Below are 21,722 nucleotides of genomic sequence, written 5' to 3'. Positions count from 1 at the left end.
TATGTGTTCAGAATTGGACTGATATCTGACACATGTTAAAAGACTGGTATCCCAGTCTTTCTAGTCTTGTCGATTCTGAAAATCAGTCATTACCTCTCGATAAACTAGCTTTTCAATTTGCAAAGTCAGTCGCTGAACTTCTTGACTATCCCTGACATGCTGACTAATCAAGTGAGTCAACTCACCGTGTAGTTGCCCCTCATCTGCTTTATTTCCATTCTTAGCAAAGCGAATGAGGCGGACAATATCGCTGTCTGAAAGCACTGCATGAACAGTCAAAACTGGTAAGTGAGTTTCTATCTGATCAATAGTTGAAATAATAAAATCAACCGTCACCAAATCTTTGACACTTTGAAATTGCTCGTAGGTGAATATGGCTTCAAAAATCACCTGAGGGAGATAAGTGCGACACTGAGTGAGTAGAAATTTCTGAATGGCCACGCCATCATCACAGATAATCAAGGCCCTTGGTTTAAGCACAGGCTTTTTCTGAGCCTCTAATTCGCCACCCAGATGTATGGCAAAATATCCAATATCATCATCAGTTAGATGAATAGACCAAGCCTTTTCTAAAATAGGAACTGCGACCTTTGTTGTCTCAAACAAATCACCATACTTATCTTTTAGATAAGGCAACAGCCCATTATGACTAGTTATACCATAGGTTTTACGGTAAATGAGGGCTTTACTATGGGTCAAAAGCTGGCGCAGCAGCTCTTGTCTCCGTTTAAAGCGTAAGCCTTTTTCCTCAGTCAGAAAGTCCAAAAAGCTCTCTAAAGTACGACGCATATCATCGTAATCATGACTCTCAACATGAGCATCCTTGTCCTTTCGGAAGGAAAGTAAAATCATGGCGATAAGACCTATCTCAATATCATCTAGCGTAAACCTTAATCTTTTTTTGAGCTGGTCAGCCAAATCCTGAGCCAACTTATACTCAATTCGCTGACGAATAAGGATAAAATCCGCCTGAACCAGTTCTCTCTCACTCGGCGTTACAAACATATTACGATAATTAAGTAGAAAATACGGCAGGGTTCTAACGATAAATAAACGATCTTGCTGACTAATTTTCTTACCGATATTGGTCTGCAAATTGGCAAAAAAGCGCTGGAAATAGTCCAAAACCTCAGTTGAGAAATAGTGGCTTGGAACTACAAACCTCTCTTTCTTGTATCCTAGAACTGTCCATAACTGCTGATTACCAGTGTCCGAAAAGTTTTGAGCTAACTCATAGAAAAATCGGAATTTATCCAAAGGATTACAGTCCAGATAGTAGCCCTGATTTCTCGTCACTTTAAGTGAGATTTGAAATGGTTTCTCAGCCAGATAGTGACGAATATCATTCAAATCATTGAGGATGGTATTTCGTGATACATCAGCTAGTAGCATGATTTTGTCAATGGTAACCCTCTCCTGAGACAGGGCAATGTAAGACATAATCAGCCAGCTTCGCTCTTCTCGACTCATGACATAGGAATAATCATCCACCTCAGCCAAAAGCTCACGGCAAGCTACTTTCTGAGCCTCATTTAACACAATACCTACACGGGGATAGGCAACAATGTGTGGCACATCTTCTGGCAAAGCCTCGTTTATTTTTTCAAGGTGATAGTAAATTTTTCGCCGTGATTGATTGAGAACCTTGGAAATGGCCATAACAGTCTCTGGTTCGTCCAATTGCAAAAGATACTTAACCAAGCCATGACTCTTCTTATCTAGTAAAAACATAAACCCCTCCCTGAACTTAAAAACTCTGAACTCTCATTCTACCATAAAAAAATTAACTTTTGTGAACGTTCTCAAGGACAACCAAAAGAGACTGACTGCTGCCAGTCTCCCCAATGATTAATGAGTTTAGAGTCTCAAATACATAGCGATTTTTAAAGTATCAATGAGCATCTCCCTTTTGTCCGTAGTAGGCATTTGGACCGTGCTTACGGAGATAGTGCTTGTCCATGATATAGCTTGGAGCTGGTTCCACCCGTGGATTGATTTGTTCTGTGTAGCGGTTCATCCTAGCCACCTCCTCTAAGACAACGCTGTGGTAAACTGCCTGAGCAGGATCCTTGCCCCAAGTGAATGGACCGTGATTGCGGACAACAATCCCTGGTACAGCAACTGGGTCGATGCCTCGACGTTTAAATTCCTCGATGATAACTGAACCTGTTTCTTTTTCATAGGCAGTGTTCACCTCTTCAGCCGTTAAGGAACGAGCGCACGGTACTGGACCGTAGAAATAGTCCGCATGAGTTGTCCCATAAAATGGAATGTCACGACCAGCCTGAGCCCAACCCACTGCTTCTGTCGAATGGGTGTGAACAATAGCATGGACATCTGGCCAAGCCTTGTAGAGGGCAACGTGGGTCGCCAAATCAGACGAAGGGTTGAGGTCTCCTTCCACCACATTGCCATCCAAGTCGGTCACCACCATGTTTTCTGGGGACAATTTTTCATAGTCCACACCAGATGGCTTGATGACGATGCGACCAAGTTCACGGCAGACTTCTGATACGTTGCCCCAGGTGAATTTAACAAGACCGTGGGCAGGTAGGGCGATATTGGCTTCATAGACCCGCTGACGCATTTCCTGTAAATCTTTTGGCATTAGTTCAACCCCGCTTTCTCAATCAATGGATAGAGGAAATCCTGTGCTTCTTTGATAGCCGCTCGTGTTTCCTCAACTGTTTGGCAGTTTTCAGACCACATCTCAATCAAGAATGGTCCTTGGTAGTTAGTCTTTTTCAAGACTGCAAACATATTGTCCCAGTCCACGCAGCCCTGACCGAATGGTACATCGCGGAATTGACCTTTGGAGTTTTCAGTTACCGCATAGGTATCTTTGAGGTGAAGGGCTGCAATAGAGCGATGTCCTAGGTAAAATTCGCTGTAAATGTCATTGTGCCAAGCAGACACGTTTCCAGTATCTGGATAGACAAAGAGATAAGGCGAGTCGATTTCTTTTTCAACGGCTAGGTATTTTTCAATGGAGTTGATAAATGGATCATCCATAATCTCGATGGCCAACATGACCTGAGCCTGTTCTGCCCAGTCGCAAGCCTTACGGAGATTCTTGATGAAACGCTCTCTGGTTTCAGGTGATTTTTCCTCGTAGTAAACGTCGTAGCCAGCCAACTGGATGACACGAACGCCCAAATCCTGAGCCAGTTCGATACACTGTTTCATGGTTTCTAGCGACTTAGCTTCAAGAGCAGGATCATTGGAACCCAATGGATAGCGACGATGGCCTGAGAAGCAGATTGTCGGAATGCGGACACCTGTTTCATAGATAGCTTTAACCAAGTCTAAGCGTTCTTCCTTGGTCCATTCCAAACGAGCCAAGCGTGCATCACTCTCATCCACCGACATTTCCACAAAGTCGAAACCTAATTCTTTTGCAAACTCCAAGCGTTCTTTCCATGTGAAATGCTTGGGCGTTGCCTTTTCATATATTCCGATTGGTCGTGCCATAGGCCTTACCCCCAGATACGACGGATTTCGTCTTTGAATTCACGCGCTGCAGCTGCTGGATCTGCTGCTTCTGTAATACCGCGACCTGCGATAAAGGTAAAGACATCTACACCCTCGAAGAGTTTGAGGGTATCCACATCCAAACCACCTGTTACAGAAACACGGAAGCCCATTTCAACCAATTTTTTCACCTTGTTCAAGTCTTTTTCGCCCCAGGTTTCGCCAGCAAGGAGGGCGTCACGCGATTGGTGATAAATTGCTTGGGAAATGCCTGCGTCCAACCAAAGCTGAGCTTGTTCAAACGTCCAATCACCGTAGAGCTCGATTTGGATTTCACCCTTATCACCACGCACTTCCTTGATGGCCTTCAAAGCCGCTTCCATAGTTGGAATAGTTGCAGAACAGATACAGGTCATCCAGTCCGCACCACGAACAGCATTGTTTTTGGCAACCGTACCACCCGCATCCGCACACTTGGTATCTGCAACGATAATTTTGTCTGGGAAAAGGCTACGTAGCACTTCTACCAATTCGCTACCAACTTGAAGCAAACAAACGGTACCTGCCTCGATGACATCCACTTCATGACCAACGGAGACAGCTGCTTTAATCGCTCCCTGCAAGTCTGAATGGTCAAGGGCAACTTGTAAATTTGGAATATGTTTCATGTTTTTTCTCCTAACTTTCTAAATCTAAACCTTCTAGGTAAGGACTGTTTTTGGACTCTTCCACCATTGCCAAGACTTCCTCTGGTGTCTGACAAGCAATCAAACGCTCAATCGAATTTTCCAATTCAAAGAGGGCAATGATTTGCGGAATAGCCACGGAAGTGTGGATTCTAGGGTCAGCCGCTGCAAGAGTTAGCAGGACAGAAACCTCCTTACCGTCTGAAAAGGCTACTGGTTTTGTTAAGGTAATCAAGGCAAAGGAATCCTTCAAGACACCGACACCTGCTTGGGCATGAGGCATAGCCATGCCAGGCATGAGAATGTAGTAAGGACCATATTCTTCAGTTGATGCAATGATGGCATCGTAGTATTCTTCCGTTGCGGCGCCACTTTCAATCAAGGGCTCAACTGCCAAGTGAACAGCTTCCTGCCAAGTTTCAGCTGTCAAACCCAAACGGATAGAATTGTTTTCAATAAAGGATTTTTTTAAATTCATAAGACTACTCTTTCTATAGCATTTTGTCTAAAGATAAGAGGCTAGAAGAATCTCCCGGCCTCTGACTTCTTGGGTGGCGAAATACCCATGCTGTTTAAAAATTCGCTGTTTTTCAGCAAATCATTAGAGAATTTCGCCAAGTTTTGTCTTTATTTCATTGTCGTCCATCAGGTTGTCAAGACCAACTAAGTGACCTTTTGTGCGACCTTCAAGCTCTTTAATCAAGTGATTTGATGCCACAACGATGTCGTAGCCAGAAGCTAAACCTTTGGCTTCACCGACGGAACAAGAAGCAGATTGAATATCGGTCACACCGAGGTCACGAAGAGCTTTTTCAACTTTCATTTTAATAACCATTGATGAACCCATACCGTTTCCACACGCTGTAAGAACTTTAACCATTATATTTTCCTCCGGAGATTTAATGTTGATAATAGCAGAGCTATTAAATTGATTGAGAATCTGATTTTTTGATATGACTGATGAGACGCCATAGGCTTAGCGTATCATTTGTATTATTGGGCATCGCCTCGGTAGTAAGCCTCTTTGTCTTTTGCTTTTGCAAATTGGAGTTGTGGAATAGCCAATAAGAAAATACATACCAAAGCATAGCCAGCAATACCAAGATATTTAAATGCATAACCAAATGGTAACCAAGGAAGGACGAGGTCAATATTACCATGATAACCACCAGTTAAACCAAGAAGGGAAACTGCTAGGGCACCGAGAGATACTTGAAGAATTCCTGAAATGAATGATAGAATAGCCGCTGCTTTCCAACCTCCACGTTTATCCGCATAAACAGCGATTGCCGCATTATCGAAGAATACTGGAACAAAACCAGTGATGATAAGGATTGGGTTTTTGAAAATAACCAAAAGAGCAATGGTAATCAACTGACCGATAAGACCAAAGGTAAATCCTGAAAGAACTGCATTGGCAGAACCAAATCCATAAGATGCTGCAACATCGACTGCAGGAAATGAACCAGGAAGAAGTTTGTTTGAGATACCTTGGAAGGCATTGGTCAACTCAGCGACAAACATACGCACACCTTGCATCAAGATGAAGAGGTAAACTGAGAAAGTAAGAGCTGTTTGAATCACATACATGAAGAATGATTTAGCCGGGTTGTAAGCACCTGCACCAATCGATTCAGCGTTAGACATAATTTCTGGACCAAGGACAGCAAGGATTCCGCCAAAGAAGACCAGCATCAACGTTGCTGAAGCAACGACTGTATCATGGAAAATATTTAAAAAGGTTGGCAATTTCAAATTATCCAAATTTTCTTCTTTTTTACCAAAGAATGGAGCCACCTTATCAACAAACCAAATAGCAAATTGTTGTTGGTGTCCGATGGCAAAGCCTCCGCCACCAGTTAGACGTTGTGTTGCCTCCACAGTCATATTTGAGCTGACTGCCCAATAAAGACCACAGATAATCCCAACTGCCCAAGCGCCAGCGGCATTTTGCAGCTGCGGAATAAGAAGAAGAACAAAAACTGAAATAGTCGCAGCCTGCTGAACCATGATGTGACCAGTGATAAAGAGAGTGCGAATTTTTGTTACTTTACGAAGGGCGACCAGAAGAATATTGACACCAAAACCAATCAACAGTGCTGTTGTGGCAACATCAATGAAGCCCATTTCAGTTAATTTTTCATTGGCTGCCGCCAAACCAAAGTAAGGGTCAATAACGGCTGCTTCAAGGTTGAATTTTTTAGCCAAAGCAACAAGAATTGGACGGAAGGTAGAGACCAAACCACCAGCTCCAACGTTCAAGATTAGGTAACCAACAGTGGCCTTGATAAAACCAGCAAAAACTTCATGCGCTGGTTTTTTAAGGAGAATGTATCCTATCAAAACCAAAAGACCAACAAAGAAGGCTGGGTTCTGCAAAATGTTAGTTGAGAACCATTGTAAGATATTCATAAGATATACCTCGCTTTTTGAATTTATTTATGATGTTTATCTACAAGTTCATTATAGATAAATGTAAGCGCTTAAAAAAGACCAAGAAACACACAGTTAAGTGTTCAAAAATAGGCTGAAGCAATGTGAGAAGCAAAAAAGCTCCCCCGTTTCAAGAACGAGGGAGCTTAGGGAGATATGAAAAAGTTTTAGGATAAGTTAGAGTATAAGACTGTTAGCTTAAAAAAATCTAAAAGTACCTTAGTACATGCCGCCCATACCCATTGGATCCATTGCTGGTGCTGCTGGAGCAGCTGGTTCTGGTTTGTTGGCTACGACAGCTTCAGTTGTTAAGATAAGACTAGCTACTGAGGCTGCATTTTGCAAGGCTGAACGAGTCACCTTAACTGGATCAATAATACCAGCTAGTACCATATCAACCCATTCACCTGTCGCCGCATTGAAGCCTATTCCAAGCTCAGAGTTTTTCAAACGGTCAATAACGACAGAACCTTCATAACCAGCATTGTAGGCGATTTGACGAACAGGTTCTTCGAGAGCACGAAGGACAATATTACGTCCTGTTGCATCATCTCCTGACAAGTCAAGCTGAGCGACTTTTTCAATAACATTGACGAGGGCTGTCCCACCACCAGCGACAATCCCTTCTTCAACCGCTGCGCGAGTGGCATTAAGAGCGTCTTCGATGCGGAGTTTCATTTCTTTGAGCTCCGTTTCTGTGGCAGCGCCGACCTTGATAACAGCAACACCGCCAGCTAGTTTGGCTAGACGCTCCTGCAGTTTTTCACGGTCAAATTCTGACGTTGTTGTTTCTAGTTGTGATTTGATTAGGTTGACGCGGTTGGCAATACTTTCAGTTGAACCTGCTCCTTCAACGATGACCGTGCTATCTTTATCAACGGTAACTTTAGCCGCTTGACCAAGCGCAGCCATTGTCGCATCTGAAAGCTCGAGGCCTAGATCTTCAGTAATCACGGTAGCTCCAGTCAAGACTGCAATGTCTTCTAGCATTGCCTTGCGACGATCTCCAAATCCAGGAGCCTTAACGGCTACAACGTTGAAAGTGCCACGAATTTTGTTAAGAACAAGTGTTGGCAAGGCCTCACCATCCACATCGTCAGCGATGATTAGAAGTGGGCGGTTGGTTTTAAGGATTTCCTCCAAAAGAGGCAGGATGTCTTGAATGTTTGAAATCTTTTTATCCGTAATAAGGATAAATGGATTTTCAAGATCAGCTACCATTTTCTCGTTGTCTGTTACCATGTATTGCGATAGGTAACCGCGGTCAAACTGCATCCCCTCAACCACTTCAAGTTCTGTTTCCATACCGCGTGACTCTTCAATAGTGATGACACCGTCTTTACCAACACGCTCCATGGCTTCAGAGATATATTCCCCTACTTTTTCTGAGCGTGAAGACACAGCTGCAACTTGAGCGATAGCCTCTTTATTAGCGACGGGTTGAGCGATAGCTTTGAGCTCCTCAACCGCTGTCGCAACAGCCTTTTCAATCCCGCGACGGATTCCGATTGGATTAGCACCAGCAGTCACGTTTTTAAGTCCTTCACGAACAATGGCTTGAGTTAAAACGGTCGCAGTTGTTGTCCCATCACCAGCAATGTCATTGGTTTTTGAAGCAACCTCAGAAACCAATTTAGCTCCCATGTTTTCAAAGTGGTCTTCAAGTTCAATTTCCTTAGCAATGGTCACACCGTCATTCGTGATAAGTGGTGAACCAAAGGCTTTTTCAAGGACAACGTTTCGTCCTTTTGGACCTAGGGTGACCTTGACCGTATCTGCTAAAATATCGACGCCACGCACCATAGCTGCACGTGCATCAGCGGAAAATTTGATTTCTTTAGACATGTTTTCTCCTCTCCTATCCTAAAATCGCTAAAATATCGCTCTCACGAATGATGGTCACTTTTTGATCTCCATCTTTAGCTGAGATTCCTACACCATTTTCGACTAAAATCTTATCACCAACAGCCACACTAGGTGCCACCAAGTCACCGTTCAAGGTACGAATCCCCTGTCCGACAGCCAGGACACTGGCTACTTTAGTCGCTTCTTGATGGTTAGCAGCCAAAACAAATCCTCCAGCTGTTTTTTCTTCCGTTTCTTCAAATTGTACGACCACGCGGTCGCCAAGTGGTTTTAAACTCATGTGTTTCCTCCTTTTTGGCACTCTTATACAGAGAGTGCTAATTGATAACCCTATTCTATCACTTGGTCAGGAATAGTCAAGTCAAAAACTCGCCAATTTTAGCAAAGGTCTTATGGTTTCTAATCGTCAGGGTCTTATAAAAGCTGTGCTTTATCAATTCCTTGTGATAGGCTGTCTTCAGATAGGATTTCTCATCATATTTTCCCCAGAAAAGAGCTGTCGCACCAAAATACACAATTTCCTCACCCAAGGTCATCTGAGAAACGACTCTTTCGACTTCTTCTTTCTGATCAAAATCCGTATAAAAAAGCACGTCCTTTCGCGCCAAATCCTCAGCCCACCAATCTGGTAAAGCAGCAATTTCCTTGACATAATCTTCCTGACTGAGCAAGGTAAAACGCTCCACAAAGGGATAGTAGGCAAACAAACACTCCTCAATCAACCGAGTTAGCTCTGCCATCTCCCCAGAAAAATCAAAGAAAAGATTACCAGAATTGATGTATGACGCCACTTTTTCCAAACCAAGTTCTGACAGACGCTGACGAAGCCCTACCATGGATACCTTGTTATGACCTCCAACATTGATGCCGCGTAAAAGCAAACTATACCTCATCAAAAGCCTCCTTAATGGTATCTCGTAATTCCCGCCTTTTGGCAATCCAAAGCGGTCGGTCATCGTAATCGTGGGTTCGATTAGTAAGGAAAATAGCGGCTCTTTGCGCTTTACGATTAACCATGATAAACGGCCCCGTGTAGCCTGTATGATCAATCCAATCCCCCTCTAAATTCCATCCGATAGAACGTGGCTTACTGCCATGACTGATATTTTGCCAAAGCTGAGCAGCAAAATCATCTTGCAGGTAATGCTGGCAAAAGAGTTTTAAATCATCAAGGGTTGAGAAAAGCCCTGCTGAGCCTGCATGAACCCCTAACACCCGAGCCTTAGGATCATGGACCAAACCAGCCACCTCACCTTGGACTGTGGGCACCGCCTTTTCACGAGGGCCAAAGGAGGTCTCGGTCATCCCCCAAGGTTGAAAAACCTCCTCTTCAAAGATGGCATCCAAAGACTTTCCGTAAAGCTCCTCCAACATAAAACCAAGGAGGAGAAAATTGATATCTGTATAGAGAAAATCCTTCTTACCAGTGACTTTAATCCCATTGATGGCTCTTTTGAGCTCCGTCGCTGACAGACTATCTCGATTTGGAATAAAGGGGTCAATTCCAGTTGTATGAGTCAAAAGCTGGCGCAAAGTCACCGTCTCGTCCTCAAAGGCGGGGTAGTAAGATGCCAGCGATTGATCCAAGTCCAAACGCCCCTGATTGATTAAAAAAATGCAGACGGTCGCGACTCCCACTACCTTTGATACACTAGCCAAGTCATAGGTCAAACCTGAAAAAACGGGCTTTTGCCCGTCTTGACTTCCTAGATAATATTCGGTCCAACGCCCCTCTTCATAAACAGCCAAACTAGCACCAGGATAGAGATTGTCAGCCATTTGCTGTTCAATCTTGTCTAAAATCTTTTTCATTATTTGCTAAACCAAATTTCAATATTGCTAGTGTCCTTAATCACAACAAGATGCTTATCTTCAAAAATAATTGAACAGCCAAGTTGTTCCAATGCTAACTTAAGGTCTGCTAGAGTCACATCTTCTGGTACAGTAAATTCTAAGTACTCCAAGTCCCAAACTTCGTCAGGGTTAGCCTGCAAATCGACACCCTGAGCTTGAACAAAATCAATATCCAAATTGAGCTTAAGTTTTTGATAAAAAGCTGACGCTACTGTCACATCTGGTACATTTAATATCAGACCTTCGATCTCAAAATCTGACAAACCCTGAAAATCTGGCTGGGCAGTGAATTCGTTCCCCTGAACCTTTTCCAAACTAGAACAATCATTCTCCGCATGTAAGAGATAGGTGTAGCCTTGAGGCGATGTCGCTTCAAAAGCGTAGCCATTTTCCCCCTTAAAAATCACATCAACAGCAAGCCCACGAGCAAGGAGAGCTTCAATATCTGATGCTTTTTTAGCCTTGATAATGGTCTTCTTGTGCTTGAGGCTGCCGTTAACAGCACGTGTACGGTAAATTGGCGACTCTTCAATGATAAAAGTGCGTTCAGAGTTTTCATAGCCAGAAAAAATAGCGATAGCATTTTCTTCAGAAACCAACTTAAACCCTAAGGTTTCTTGATAAAAAGAAATATTAGCATCCTTGTCAAAAACCCTGACAACAGGCGTTTTGAAGGACGCTTTTGTTACTAATGTCATATCATTCTCCAATCCTTTATATTGTAAAATAAAGTTCAGATTTCTGCAAGAATTTAAAAGCATATCAGCTATATTTACAAACAAAAAAGAACTCGGAAAACCGAGCTCTAGGCCTTATAGGTAAAGGTATTTAAAGAGTGCTACTGCTGCGATTGAAGCAAGGATTGGGGCACAAACACCTACCCAAGCGTACCACCATTTAGAATCTGATTTGTTTTCACCAAGGATTGATTTTGGCAAGAGATGGTGAACGATACGTGGACCAAGGTCACGCGCAGGGTTAAGACCAGGACCAGTTGGACCACCAACACAGGCTACCAATGCCATAACAAGGAATCCAATACCCATGTGAGCAACTGATTGGCTTCCATTCACTGCTTGCGCAAATTGCACTTTCACAGCCTCTGCAATCTGGTCATCTGTAACAGCTTGACCTAAACTTGCTACTTGAGAGCTAATATTTGATTGAATAATGCTATTCAACTCTGCTCCAAAGAAATGCTTAGTCAAAGCAAGTGCTCCGAAGAAAAGAACAAAGGAACCAAGGAATTCGTTCAAGAAACCGTTAATTGTTGCAGCTTTACGGCTTTCTTTAGTGCCATCATCAAGCGCGCTAATCGTTGAGAAAGAACCAAGAATATGGTTTGGATTTTCCGTCTTCATAAAGTATGGACGGTAAACCATAACAACCATAAGCTGACCAAACATTGCCCCTAGAAGTTGAGCGATAATGTAGGCAGCTACGTGTTTCCAAGGGAAAAGTCCTGAAATAGCAAGACCAAGCGTAAAGGCAGGGTTGATGTGGTTACCAGAAACGTTACCAAACATAAGAGCTGGCATCATAACTGCCAAACCATAACCGATAGCAATCAAAATCCAACCAGAGTTGTTTCCTTTTGTGCCTTTAAGGTCAACGTTAGCAACCGTACCGTTACCGATAACGATAAGAAGGGCAGTCGCCAAGAATTCAGTGATATATTTCACTGTCCATGTAACATCCATGTGTCTTAATTTCCTTTCAAAATGCAAAATGCGAATTTTTTAGACAATAACCATTTTATCAAGTATAATAAACAAAGTAAAGTTATATCCTAAAATAAAAACGTTTACTTTTGTAAGTAAGCAAACAAAGAGATCATTTTCTACATAAGAAAGGACCGTATGAAATATAATCAATTTTCTTATTTTTCAGTTTCTGAGGACATTGCAGAGCAAGAACTTATTTTTCTAGGCTTTGATCTCTCAGCAGAAAAGACATTTAAGTCTAACTTTGAAAGTTTCCTTCGCAAAGTTTTGTCGCTACGCTATCAGGATACCGACTATGCCCTGTCAATGTGGATTGCAGATTTTGAAACAGATTTGTTGACCTTCTTCCAATCAGAGCGTGAGGTCACAGAAATCATATTTAATACAGTAGCTCTACAACTTCTGGGTTTTGTCCCAAATGTAGACTTTAAAAATACCGCTGAATTCGTCGAAAAACTTAACTTTCCCGTCACCTTCAATGCCAGTCTCACTGACATTTATCAATTACTGGCTACACGTTGCCAATCTGGTAATACTCTTATCGACCAGTTAGTGTCTGAAAATTTAATCCCTATCACTAATGATTATGCTTTTTTCAATGGTAAATCTCTAGCCACCTTTGATACTAGTGATCTTATTCGCGAAGTGGTTTATGTGGAATCATTGGTTGATACGGACGGGGATGGACAAACTGATTTGATCAAGATTAATATCATTCGTCCTAAGACAAGTCACAAACTTCCAGTCATCATGACGGCTTCTCCTTACCAACAGGGTGTCAACGGCCCAGCTTCCGATGCTCTGACTCATAAAATGGAAAGAGAACTCCTCGTCAAAACTGCGTCAGCCATTTCCCTCAAAGAGGAAAATATCCAAAAACTAGCTAGCCAAAATCAAGCTCAACTGGTGACTGAGACCGAAGAAAGCTTCACGACTCTTCCTCGTCCTAGCTACACTCTCAATGATTATATGCTGGCACGTGGCTTTGCTAATATCTACGTGTCTGGTATTGGTACGCTTAATTCTGATGGCTTTATGACCACCGGAGATTACCAGCAGGTTGAGGCATATAAGAGTGTTATCGATTGGCTCAATGGCAGAGCTATAGCCTTTACTTCTAAGACCAGAAAACGTCGTATTGAGCCCACTTGGGCGACTGGTAAGGTAGTCACTTCTGGGATTTCCTATCTGGGAACCATGTCAAATGCACTCGCAACGACTGGTGTTGATGGGCTTGAAGTCATCATCGCAGAAGCTGGTATTTCCTCTTGGTACGACTATTATCGAGAAAACGGTCTCATCGTCAGCCCTGGCGGTTATCCAGGGGAAGATTTAGACAGCCTAACTGAATTTACCTACTCACGCAATCTTTTGGCAGGTGACTACCTCCGCCAAAATGCCAACTATCAAAAACTCCTGAAAAAACAAGGGCAAGATATGAACCGTGTGACTGGGGATTATAATCAATTTTGGCACAATCGCAACTATGTCAAAAATGCGAAACAAGTCAAGGCAACTGTAGTCTTTACCCACGGCACTCAGGACTGGAATGTCAAACCTATCCATGTTTTTAACATGTTTCATGCCTTGCCAAAAAGTCTTGATAAACACCTATTCCTCCATCAGGGAGCCCACGTCTACATGAATAACTGGCAATCTATTGATTTCCGAGAAAGTATGAACACTCTCCTCTCGCAAAAGATTTTAAGGCAAGACAATTCATTCAAGCTTCCCAAAGTCATCTGGCAAGACAACCGTCAGGCTCAGGCTTGGCAAACTCTTGAGACTTTTGGGCAAGAAACTTACCAAAACTTTGAGCTCTCTAGTGATGTGGCCACCATTGAAAATCACTATCAAGAGGAGATATTTGCTCAGTACGGCAAGGATTTCAACAGCTTCAAGGCAGATTTATTCAACCAAAAAGCCAATGCCATCACCATCGATATTCCTGTTGAAAAAGCTCTGCTCCTCAACGGACGTGCCAAACTAAGCTTATCCGTCAAATCCTCAACCAATAAAGGTATGCTCTCTGCTCAGCTTTTAGAAGAGGGCAAGAAAAAATACCTACAGGACAGCCCGACTGTTGTTGCCAGCAAATCTGTCGATAATGGTCGCCTCTTTGAACAAGAGCATCTCGTCGAACTTCCTGAGCGTGAGGCTGCTAACCGCGTCATCGCCAAAGGACACCTCAATCTGCAAAACCGTGATGGTCTCCTGAACATCAAGGATGTGGCAGCAGATTGCTGGATGGCTGTCAGTCTAGAACTTCAACCGACCATCTATGCCCTAGAAGAAGGCAGCAAGCTCCGTCTTGTTCTCTACACTACTGATTTCGAACATACTGTACGTGATAATAGCAGCTACCACCTAGATATTAAAGAGGTGATGCTGTCGCTTCCAATCCAACCAAGTATAAAAAAATGAAGGACTATCGTTAGAACTGATTTTCTGACAAAAACCTCCTCTTGACCGTATGTGAACAGCTTCCTGTCAAGTAGACAGCCAAATAGTATACGACAAACGCATGAAGAAAAGAGTTCCAATAAATTTCTGAAATACAAAAATTTATTCTGAAAAGTTAGGCAGTCAAGAACAATAGTTACAGAAAGCAATCTTTTCAAGAGTTATTAGACTTGTTCGGTAACTGATTTAAACGACTCTATCGCATCCTCACTTGTCCCTTCCAAATAGTCACTTTCAGCTGGTATTAGTGATGTCATTATTATCTGCTTATCATTTTCGACTGGAAAAAAATATCGCTCTCCCCCTCGCCACCTTGCTCCTCTATACCAAGATTATTATCTGATGTTTCAAATGAATGAAAGAGTCAAACAAAGCTTTTTCTAGTTAATTTGGCGTACGGACAGACAAATGACTAAAGTCTACTCAAAATTGTCGGTGATATTCAAGGTTTAAGTTATCCTTTAAATGTGTTATAATCTAAAAGTCAACAAGATACGAAAGGAACGTAACCAAATTGATGAACATGCAAAACCTGATGAAACAGGCACAAAAGATGCAAAAGCAGATGGAATCAAAACAAGCTGAACTGGCTGCCACTACTTTTACTGGAAAATCTGCCCAAGACTTAGTCGTGGCTGAATTGACTGGTGATAAAAAAGTAGTGTCTCTTACCTTCAACCCTGCTGTCGTTGATCCAGAAGACATCGAAACCCTGCAAGACATGACCACACAAGCCATCAATAGTGCTCTCAGTCAAATTGATGAGGCGACTAAAAAAACAATGGGTGCCTTTGCAGGTAAATTACCATTCTAAGAACTAAAAAATGGACTGGTTTTCCAGTCCATTTTCATCATTCCTAACATAAGGTCATCACAATCCAGTCACACTTTATACTCTTCGAAAATCAAAATTATCCGTTGTCAACTTGTCTTGATGAACTCAAGTTCTATCGTCGGCTTCATTTCCTAGGCTACTTTTGATTTTCATTGAGTATTAAAGTAGATTGTGAAGCTGACAAAGTCTTCTTGACTTTCCATTTGATAAGCAAAACCTTGCTTGTCAAGAATTTGTTTGACCATGTAAAGTCCAATACCAGTTCCCCCATCTTTTTTAGCTCGGCTAAAGTCTGGTCGATAAAAAGGTAAAAAGAATCTATCTAACTCCTCTTGCTCAGGTAGATGCTCTGCTTGATTGTCAACGCGCAGATAGTTTTCCATTAAGACCACGCGAATCCTGCCCCCCTCCTTGGTGTATCGAAAGGCATTGTCCACAATGTTTTTGATGGCTTTCAAGAGATAGGTAGCATTTGCCGTCACCGTAACAGGAGAAAGAGTGACCTGAAAATCATAGGCATGGAGTTCTGCAAGAGCATAATAAGTTGCCAGATGCTGCTCAATCAACTCTTTCAAATCAAGTTGCTCCTGATGACTTAACAAAGTAAGGTCAAGATTTGTCGCTTCCAAAATTGATTGCACTAGCTGGGACTGATCCTGCAAAATATCACGGCATTTATTTAAGTAAGTATCATGATTCTTGAAATCCCCAACATTATAAATCATTCCTTCCACCAACCCTAGCATGCTGGAAATGGGAGTCTTTAGCTCATGAGCCGTTACCCGAAGAAAATCAGCCTGCTGTCGCTCACGCGCAGCTGTTTTTTCATTTTCAGACTTTAAATCCTTAATACTGGTTAAAAGTCTGGTATATAGACGATTGATATCCTGAGCCAAGGTGGCAATTTCGTCTTGACCACCTACCTGACAAGTCACTCCTTCTTCCAGAAACTGCATCTGCCGAGTCGTCTGAGAAATAGCCGTAATTCGCTGGTTGGAAAGACGACTGTAAACATAAGCAACAACACTCGATAAAGCAAGGATGGCTAGAAAAACAAAAGGATAGGAGGTTGCCAAAACGCTATTGACACCAGATAAGGAGTGAAAACCGTACTCACCCTCGACCGCATATCGGTCACCCTCAGCACTCGTAATTAAACTTGACCAGTGTCCAATCTGATCAAAATCATCTTTCTTCAAATAGTACTTACTTTGCTGGATAATTTCCTCATCAGACAAATTAGGATAGACTTCCTGACCAGATTCCGAAATCAAAATGAGCAAAATATTAGGGTAGTCGTCATCGTAAATTTTTATATTTCTAAGAATAGCCTCTTTAGGCTGCCCATCTAATTTCTTCACAATAGACGTGTAATCCTTTTGTAAGTCCACCAATTTGCTTTGATTATAGTAAATTGGCATGGTATAGGCTAAAATTCCCAGAAGAATGACGATTGTCGTTACAATCAGCGTACTGACAATCAAGAAATGCTTACGAACAAGTCCCATATTCTCCCTCCACAATCTGATAGCCACGCCCGATCACGGTTTTAAGCGGAAGAGTTGGCAATTTTTTCCGTAGATTTTTCATGTGATTATCTAAAACTCGACTGTCTAATTCTTCATAGCCCCACAAAGCCATCATCAGCTGGCTTCTGCTGATAACCTGCCCCTTTCTTTTAACTAAATAAAGTAAAATATCGTACTCTTTTCTTGTCAAAGCAACGCTCTGTTCAGCCATCACCACACAACCCTCTTCAGGAAAAATCCGAATATCAGCTACTGTTAGGCTATCGGGCGCAAGCTTGTCTCGCAAAATATTTTCTACCCGCTTCATTAAAATCAAAGGGGAAAAGGGTTTGGTAACATAATCGCTGATTAAGTGATTAAAACTAACGAGCTGAGTATATTCATCGTCCATAGCCGTCAGCATCATAATAGGAACTTGAGATATCTGTCTGATTTCCTTTAACACCTCAATTCCTGTCATCGACGGTATCATGACATCCAGAATAATCAGATCAAACACGTCCTTTTGAAAAGTTTCTAAGGCCACTTTACCATCAAAAACCGCCTGAGTTTGGTGACCCTGCTCCCTCAAAAACTCACAAACAACTTGATTGATGACAAGATCGTCCTCAACCACCAGAATCCTTGCCATGATTTTCCTCCTCATCTAATCTTCCTTTTTATTATAAAGAGTCAGAGACTGCTAGGCAAGTTTTGTCGGAACAAATGCTGTGCTTTTCCCCAAAAAACAGACAAAAAACAGATGGAATACAGAAAGACCACAGTCACTCTTGTTATAATCATTACTAGAATTCTAGAAATCTTGGGAGGAAATCTCATGAAGGCCAAATTAACAACTCTAAAATGGTTTGATCTTATCGTTATCACTCTAATCATGTTTGGCGAGGGCATTTACAATTCAACCCTTCAATACTTGGCACTCATCAATCACACAACCACACTAGAAAGTAATCTGAGCTTTTCCAGCCTGCAAAATTATCAGGCTTTAGCAATGCAGTTGATTTGGCTCTTCCTAGCCTTCATCTACCTACTTTGTCGTAACTTTGATTTTTCCGTATGGACTCGGCAAATCAAACTTGAGGCTTGGCTTCCTTTTAAAATTATCGGGCTCTTTCTCATATCCGCCTTAGCTATGGATGCCTTTACCTTCCTTAGCTACAATTTGATGGTTCCAGTCACCCCAAGTATGGCACAGCTTGTCTCAAACCTGGATTTGTCCCTGATTCTCTACTCTCTGCTCAATGGTTTTTACGAGGAAATTTTCTTCCTGGGTGTCTGTATGACCGTCAAACCTCAACACGTCAAGTGGACTTTCCTTTACTCACTTTTAATTCGTTGCAGTTTCCATACCTACCAAGGGCTTGGCAATGCTATCGCTCTGGGACTTTTATTGGGTATCATTTTCTTTGTTTGTTATAAAAAATGGAAACCCAAAAACCTCCTCCCATTCTTCTTGGCACACGCCATTGCCGATATTATCGGTCTAACCGTTCTCGCTTACATCCTATACTAATCGTTTTTGTCAAAGCGGCACTTTCATGAAAGACCTGATCATTACTTACAACCAAGTTATTAATGCTGATTAAATAGAAATCTAAAGAAACCTGATTGAACTTTTCAGTAAGTGTCAAAACATACTCATTTTTAGATTGAATACACTAGTTTAAAAAACACAGAAAGGGCAACCTAATGAAACAGTTGTTTAAAAATTACAAAGCTTACCTCCCTGTCATCCTTGCAACCACTGGATTTGTTAGTGGCTGTAAAATCATCTTCGGAGAATTTGGAAAACCAAATGGAATGGAAGATAAGTACCCTCTCTTTCTCCTAACCATATCGCTAGTTGCAATTTATCTTCTTCCTCTTCTCTTTCTCACTTGCTACTTGGCCAAACGCTATCAGATGTCAAAAAAAGTTACCAATCTCTCTTGGTTGCTGGGGTTGACAGCAGGTATGGCATTCTCAGAAGTGGGGCATATGGCAATTGGATACTTTTTGCTTGAAATTGTCAAAGTCAGCGATGCCTTTAGAGCTGATTGGGGAGCTGCTGTTTCTGCTCCATTTGCTGAAGAGTTTGCTAAAGGATTGGTTGTCCTCCTTGTCTTACTCATCTGTAGAAAAGTAACCCTAAAACACGCTTTGGTCAGTGGAATCATCGCTGGACTTAGCTTCCAACTCATCGAGGATTGCATGTTTACTTTCCGAGATATGTTTATGGGAAAACTAGACGGCTTTGAAACCATTATCGAACGTGTTGGTCAAGCCGGATGGACACATTGGGTATTCACCATGCTCTTTGCAATAGGTCTAGTTGCGCTGTTGACAAAAGATTCAGGCATGTCTAAGGCTCAAGGAGCAGGTTGGCTACTGGCTAGTATGGGACTCCACTTCCTATTCAACTCTCCTTTCAACACTGGTATCTTTAGTACAGTATTCCCAGTAATGAGTATCCTACTTGGTTTACTTGCTTATCAAATAGTCGATAAACTTCCTGAATAAGGCTTTAAAAATCCGCTTCAACTGATATCAAATGTGATAAAAGTGGCTATCCACTCCATTCTCTGTACACAAGATAGAAACTAGAGAAGTTCTAAAACCGCAAAAGACTTGAAATCAATGTTCCTACAAACTTGATTTCAAGTCTTTTTAGTATACCTGCAGACTCAATTCAACATTTTGCACACTCTCTTAGACTATAAAGTCTTTCACGTGCATTTGGAATTTTCTAATAGATTGCCCTTGCTTTCATGCTTATTTTTCTTTTAAAACAAGGTTTAGAATCAAGGCTACTAGGGTACCTGTCGAGATTCCTGATGAGAAGATCATCTTGAGGGCGATTGGTAGGTGTTGTAAGAGGTCTGGGCGAACCGTTACCCCAATTCCCAAAGCAAAGGCAACTGAGATAATGAGCAGTTCGCGATCACCGATTTTGACCGTTGCTAGTGTCTTAATCCCCTGAGCAGCAACAAGTCCAAACATAATAACCCCAACGCCACCTAAAACAGGTTGTGGCATGATTGAAATGAGAGCAGACAGTTTTGGAAAGATGCCTAAAACTGTCAGAATAATACCTGCCAATACCATAACATGACGACTGGCAACCTTTGTCAGTGTGATTAGTCCAACGTTTTGAGAGAAAGCTGTATTTGGTCCAGCACCAAAAACACCCGCAACGAGAGAACCAACACCATCCGCTAGAACTCCACTAGCCGCTCGTTCAGAAGAAATGTTTTCATTTGAAGCTTCTCCGATTGCCATCATAATACCGACTGTACCAATCAAAGATACCACATAAGCTGGAACAAAAGCTAAAATTGATGACAGTTCAAATTTAACGCCATAGTGGAAAACCTTTGGTAAAGCAATCCATGCCGCATCATTGACTGCCGATAGGTCGATTTTCCCTAGAAAAAGGCAGAGCAGATAGCCAAAAACCATCCCAAAGAATACAGAAGCTGTGGAGAATAATCCTTTCCCATAATGGTTCAAAGCAAGAGTGAAAACCATCACCACAAATGCAATAGAAACATTTTCAACAGAGGCGTAGTCTGGTGCGCCTGAACCACCTGCAGCCCAATCCATACTAACTGGCAAAAGAGTAATACCAATCAAAGATACAACCGTTCCTGTAATCAAAGGCGGGAAAAAGCGCATGAGCGGTTTGATAAAGCGACTGAGAATAATCTCAACCAAGGAACCTGCCAGAGTTGCCCCAACCACTCCAGCCATACCAAACTGGCTACCAACACTGATAACAGGATTAGCAAAAGTAAAGTCTGTTCCCATCATACCTGATACACGAGAACCAATGGGACCTAATCCTTTTGATTGTAAAACCGTTGTTAAACCAGCTACAAAAATGGAAGCTGAAACCATTAGAGAAGTTTCCTCGACAGACAAGCCTAAAGCCGAACCCACAACCAAGGGAACCGCAATAATACCTGCAAAGGCTGCTAGGATATGTTGGAGTGCCAATAAAATGGAAACACCCAAAGGTGGTTTTTCTTCAATTTGATACAACATAGATGATTTTTGAGCAGCGCTCTTTTCAAGTGACATGAATCTCTAACTCCTTTTTTTGAATAGGAGCTTAGTTTAACAAATAAAAGCAAAAATATCAAACGTTTTTTTGATTTAATAAAAAAACATTCGCTTTTGTTGTGTATTTTGTGTTTTTTTTGAACCTTTTCAAAGAATATTGGCTTTTTTCTTGTCTTTTTTACCTGAGATGCTAAAATAAAAAGAGGAATTATGACACAGAGGTTTTACACATGAAAACATTAGAAGAACGCATTCTCAAAGACGGAAACGTCATTGGACAAAACATCTTAAAAGTTGACTCCTTCTTGACCCACCAGGTGGACTATCAGTTGATGAAGGAGATTGGACAAGTTTTAGCAGAAGGCTATGCTAATCAGGGGATTACCAAGGTTGTCACCATTGAAGCCTCTGGCATTGCCCCAGCCGTTTATGTGGCTGAAAGTCTCGGTGTCCCGATGATTTTTGGTAAGAAGCACAAAAACATTACTATGACTGAGGATATCCTAACAGCTGAGGTTTATTCATTTACCAAACAGGTCACTTCTACGGTCTCCATCGCTGGAAAATTCCTGTCACCTGAGGATAAAGTCCTTATTATCGATGATTTTTTGGCAAACGGACAAGCAGCTATGGGGCTTGCCCAGATCATTAAACAAGCTGGCGCACAGGTTGTTGGCGTCGGAATTGTCATTGAGAAATCTTTCCAAACAGGACGTCAGCTTCTTATCGACAATGGCCTCAAAGTAACTTCCCTAGCACGAATTGACCGCTTTGAAAATGGTCAAATTATCTTTGGCGCAGCAGATTTGTAAATCTATCG

Annotated in this window: 21 protein-coding genes; 5 read left to right on the top strand and 16 right to left on the bottom strand. The window is 42.0% G+C overall.

The features are described from left to right. Positions 1-60: 60 nt before the first annotated feature. The 13 genes from G576_RS0107825 to gla form a co-directional block, all read right to left on the bottom strand. A complete protein-coding gene (locus tag G576_RS0107825) occupies positions 61-1,731 on the bottom strand; it encodes a BglG family transcription antiterminator (protein ID WP_027974134.1) in 1,671 nt (556 codons plus the stop codon). Between the two features lie 160 nt (positions 1,732-1,891). Further along, a complete protein-coding gene (locus G576_RS0107820; protein ID WP_027974133.1) occupies positions 1,892-2,608 on the bottom strand; it encodes an L-ribulose-5-phosphate 4-epimerase in 717 nt (238 codons plus the stop codon). Continuing rightward, entirely contained in the window at positions 2,608-3,471 is an 864-nt protein-coding gene (locus tag G576_RS0107815; RefSeq protein ID WP_027974132.1) for an L-ribulose-5-phosphate 3-epimerase, read from the bottom strand. Before G576_RS0107815 ends, G576_RS0107820 begins: the two co-directional genes overlap by 1 nt. A 5-nt stretch (positions 3,472-3,476) precedes the next feature. After that, complete coding sequence (locus G576_RS0107810; RefSeq protein ID WP_024394540.1) at positions 3,477-4,139, bottom strand: 3-keto-L-gulonate-6-phosphate decarboxylase UlaD; 663 nt, start codon at positions 4,137-4,139, stop codon at positions 3,477-3,479. A gap of 10 nt (positions 4,140-4,149) precedes the next feature. After that, positions 4,150-4,635 carry a PTS sugar transporter subunit IIA gene (locus G576_RS0107805; RefSeq protein WP_027974131.1) on the bottom strand — a complete coding sequence of 162 codons (486 nt, stop codon included), beginning with the start codon at positions 4,633-4,635 and terminating at the stop codon, positions 4,150-4,152. A 123-nt stretch (positions 4,636-4,758) separates the two neighbouring features. Beyond that, a complete protein-coding gene (locus tag G576_RS0107800) occupies positions 4,759-5,037 on the bottom strand; it encodes a PTS sugar transporter subunit IIB (protein ID WP_027974130.1) in 279 nt (92 codons plus the stop codon). 113 nt (positions 5,038-5,150) lie between these two features. Continuing rightward, the gene (locus G576_RS0107795) at positions 5,151-6,569 is read right to left on the bottom strand and encodes a PTS sugar transporter subunit IIC (protein WP_027974129.1); all 1,419 of its coding nucleotides are present in this window, start codon (positions 6,567-6,569) and stop codon (positions 5,151-5,153) included. A 240-nt stretch (positions 6,570-6,809) separates the two neighbouring features. Continuing rightward, positions 6,810-8,435, bottom strand: coding sequence for a chaperonin GroEL (gene groL, locus G576_RS0107790; protein WP_027974128.1), 1,626 nt, complete (start codon positions 8,433-8,435; stop codon positions 6,810-6,812). Between the two features lie 13 nt (positions 8,436-8,448). Then, positions 8,449-8,736 carry a co-chaperone GroES gene (groES, locus tag G576_RS0107785; protein WP_027974127.1) on the bottom strand — a complete coding sequence of 96 codons (288 nt, stop codon included), beginning with the start codon at positions 8,734-8,736 and terminating at the stop codon, positions 8,449-8,451. A gap of 76 nt (positions 8,737-8,812) precedes the next feature. Then, positions 8,813-9,352, bottom strand: coding sequence for a DUF1697 domain-containing protein (locus tag G576_RS0107780; RefSeq protein ID WP_027974126.1), 540 nt, complete (start codon positions 9,350-9,352; stop codon positions 8,813-8,815). Then, complete coding sequence (locus tag G576_RS0107775) at positions 9,339-10,268, bottom strand: serine hydrolase domain-containing protein (RefSeq protein WP_027974125.1); 930 nt, start codon at positions 10,266-10,268, stop codon at positions 9,339-9,341. The genes G576_RS0107780 and G576_RS0107775 overlap by 14 nt, the downstream gene beginning before the upstream one ends. Then, the gene (locus tag G576_RS0107770; protein WP_027974124.1) at positions 10,268-11,008 is read right to left on the bottom strand and encodes a CppA N-terminal domain-containing protein; all 741 of its coding nucleotides are present in this window, start codon (positions 11,006-11,008) and stop codon (positions 10,268-10,270) included. The genes G576_RS0107775 and G576_RS0107770 overlap by 1 nt, the downstream gene beginning before the upstream one ends. A gap of 114 nt (positions 11,009-11,122) precedes the next feature. Beyond that, on the bottom strand, positions 11,123-12,010 hold the full coding sequence (gene gla, locus G576_RS0107765) for an aquaglyceroporin Gla (RefSeq protein WP_027974123.1): 888 nt from the start codon (positions 12,008-12,010) through the stop codon (positions 11,123-11,125). A gap of 159 nt (positions 12,011-12,169) precedes the next feature. Between gla and G576_RS0107760 the strand changes: the two genes are divergently transcribed. Together G576_RS0107760 and G576_RS0107755 are read left to right on the top strand one after the other, a co-directional pair. Continuing rightward, positions 12,170-14,458 (top strand): Xaa-Pro dipeptidyl-peptidase, encoded by a 2,289-nt coding sequence (locus tag G576_RS0107760; protein WP_027974122.1) that lies wholly within the window; start codon positions 12,170-12,172, stop codon positions 14,456-14,458. 553 nt (positions 14,459-15,011) lie between these two features. Further along, complete coding sequence (locus G576_RS0107755) at positions 15,012-15,311, top strand: YbaB/EbfC family nucleoid-associated protein (protein WP_027974121.1); 300 nt, start codon at positions 15,012-15,014, stop codon at positions 15,309-15,311. Between the two features lie 170 nt (positions 15,312-15,481). Here the strand turns inward: G576_RS0107755 and G576_RS0107750 are convergent, their stop codons facing one another. Both G576_RS0107750 and G576_RS0107745 read right to left on the bottom strand, forming a co-directional pair. After that, the gene (locus G576_RS0107750) at positions 15,482-16,840 is read right to left on the bottom strand and encodes a sensor histidine kinase (protein WP_027974120.1); all 1,359 of its coding nucleotides are present in this window, start codon (positions 16,838-16,840) and stop codon (positions 15,482-15,484) included. Next, on the bottom strand, positions 16,824-17,492 hold the full coding sequence (locus G576_RS0107745; protein ID WP_027974119.1) for a response regulator transcription factor: 669 nt from the start codon (positions 17,490-17,492) through the stop codon (positions 16,824-16,826). The genes G576_RS0107750 and G576_RS0107745 overlap by 17 nt, the downstream gene beginning before the upstream one ends. Before the next feature lie 186 nt (positions 17,493-17,678). Between G576_RS0107745 and G576_RS0107740 the strand changes: the two genes are divergently transcribed. Together G576_RS0107740 and G576_RS0107735 are read left to right on the top strand one after the other, a co-directional pair. Then, positions 17,679-18,374 carry a CPBP family intramembrane glutamic endopeptidase gene (locus G576_RS0107740; RefSeq protein ID WP_027974118.1) on the top strand — a complete coding sequence of 232 codons (696 nt, stop codon included), beginning with the start codon at positions 17,679-17,681 and terminating at the stop codon, positions 18,372-18,374. 176 nt (positions 18,375-18,550) lie between these two features. After that, positions 18,551-19,360, top strand: coding sequence for a PrsW family glutamic-type intramembrane protease (locus G576_RS0107735; protein WP_027974117.1), 810 nt, complete (start codon positions 18,551-18,553; stop codon positions 19,358-19,360). Between the two features lie 252 nt (positions 19,361-19,612). On the opposite strand, the gene G576_RS0107730 is transcribed toward G576_RS0107735, so the two are convergent. Next, positions 19,613-20,920 (bottom strand): uracil-xanthine permease family protein, encoded by a 1,308-nt coding sequence (locus tag G576_RS0107730; protein WP_027974116.1) that lies wholly within the window; start codon positions 20,918-20,920, stop codon positions 19,613-19,615. 212 nt (positions 20,921-21,132) lie between these two features. Between G576_RS0107730 and G576_RS0107725 the strand changes: the two genes are divergently transcribed. Continuing rightward, entirely contained in the window at positions 21,133-21,714 is a 582-nt protein-coding gene (locus G576_RS0107725) for a xanthine phosphoribosyltransferase (RefSeq protein ID WP_027974115.1), read from the top strand. Positions 21,715-21,722 lie beyond the last annotated feature (8 nt).

Source organism: Streptococcus porci DSM 23759 (assembly GCF_000423765.1).
GTDB lineage: Bacteria > Bacillota > Bacilli > Lactobacillales > Streptococcaceae > Streptococcus > Streptococcus porci.
The sequence above is the reverse complement of the archived record's forward strand: the minus strand, read 5'-3'. Positions and strand labels throughout refer to the sequence as shown.

Bases quoted from the DNA above. Each gene is read 5' to 3' on its own strand.
- G576_RS0107825 (WP_027974134.1), bottom strand. From the start codon at position 1,731: ATGTTTTTACTAGATAAGAAGAGTCATGGCTTGGTTAAGTATCTTTTG.
- G576_RS0107820 (WP_027974133.1), bottom strand. From the start codon at position 2,608: ATGCCAAAAGATTTACAGGAAATGCGTCAGCGGGTCTATGAAGCCAAT.
- G576_RS0107815 (WP_027974132.1), bottom strand. From the start codon at position 3,471: ATGGCACGACCAATCGGAATATATGAAAAGGCAACGCCCAAGCATTTC.
- G576_RS0107810 (WP_024394540.1), bottom strand. From the start codon at position 4,139: ATGAAACATATTCCAAATTTACAAGTTGCCCTTGACCATTCAGACTTG.
- G576_RS0107805 (WP_027974131.1), bottom strand. From the start codon at position 4,635: ATGAATTTAAAAAAATCCTTTATTGAAAACAATTCTATCCGTTTGGGT.
- G576_RS0107800 (WP_027974130.1), bottom strand. From the start codon at position 5,037: ATGGTTAAAGTTCTTACAGCGTGTGGAAACGGTATGGGTTCATCAATG.
- G576_RS0107795 (WP_027974129.1), bottom strand. From the start codon at position 6,569: ATGAATATCTTACAATGGTTCTCAACTAACATTTTGCAGAACCCAGCC.
- groL (WP_027974128.1), bottom strand. From the start codon at position 8,435: ATGTCTAAAGAAATCAAATTTTCCGCTGATGCACGTGCAGCTATGGTG.
- groES (WP_027974127.1), bottom strand. From the start codon at position 8,736: ATGAGTTTAAAACCACTTGGCGACCGCGTGGTCGTACAATTTGAAGAA.
- G576_RS0107775 (WP_027974125.1), bottom strand. From the start codon at position 10,268: ATGAAAAAGATTTTAGACAAGATTGAACAGCAAATGGCTGACAATCTC.
- G576_RS0107770 (WP_027974124.1), bottom strand. From the start codon at position 11,008: ATGACATTAGTAACAAAAGCGTCCTTCAAAACGCCTGTTGTCAGGGTT.
- gla (WP_027974123.1), bottom strand. From the start codon at position 12,010: ATGGATGTTACATGGACAGTGAAATATATCACTGAATTCTTGGCGACT.
- G576_RS0107760 (WP_027974122.1), top strand. From the start codon at position 12,170: ATGAAATATAATCAATTTTCTTATTTTTCAGTTTCTGAGGACATTGCA.
- G576_RS0107750 (WP_027974120.1), bottom strand. From the start codon at position 16,840: ATGGGACTTGTTCGTAAGCATTTCTTGATTGTCAGTACGCTGATTGTA.
- G576_RS0107745 (WP_027974119.1), bottom strand. From the start codon at position 17,492: ATGGCAAGGATTCTGGTGGTTGAGGACGATCTTGTCATCAATCAAGTT.
- G576_RS0107740 (WP_027974118.1), top strand. From the start codon at position 17,679: ATGAAGGCCAAATTAACAACTCTAAAATGGTTTGATCTTATCGTTATC.
- G576_RS0107735 (WP_027974117.1), top strand. From the start codon at position 18,551: ATGAAACAGTTGTTTAAAAATTACAAAGCTTACCTCCCTGTCATCCTT.
- G576_RS0107730 (WP_027974116.1), bottom strand. From the start codon at position 20,920: ATGTCACTTGAAAAGAGCGCTGCTCAAAAATCATCTATGTTGTATCAA.
- G576_RS0107725 (WP_027974115.1), top strand. From the start codon at position 21,133: ATGAAAACATTAGAAGAACGCATTCTCAAAGACGGAAACGTCATTGGA.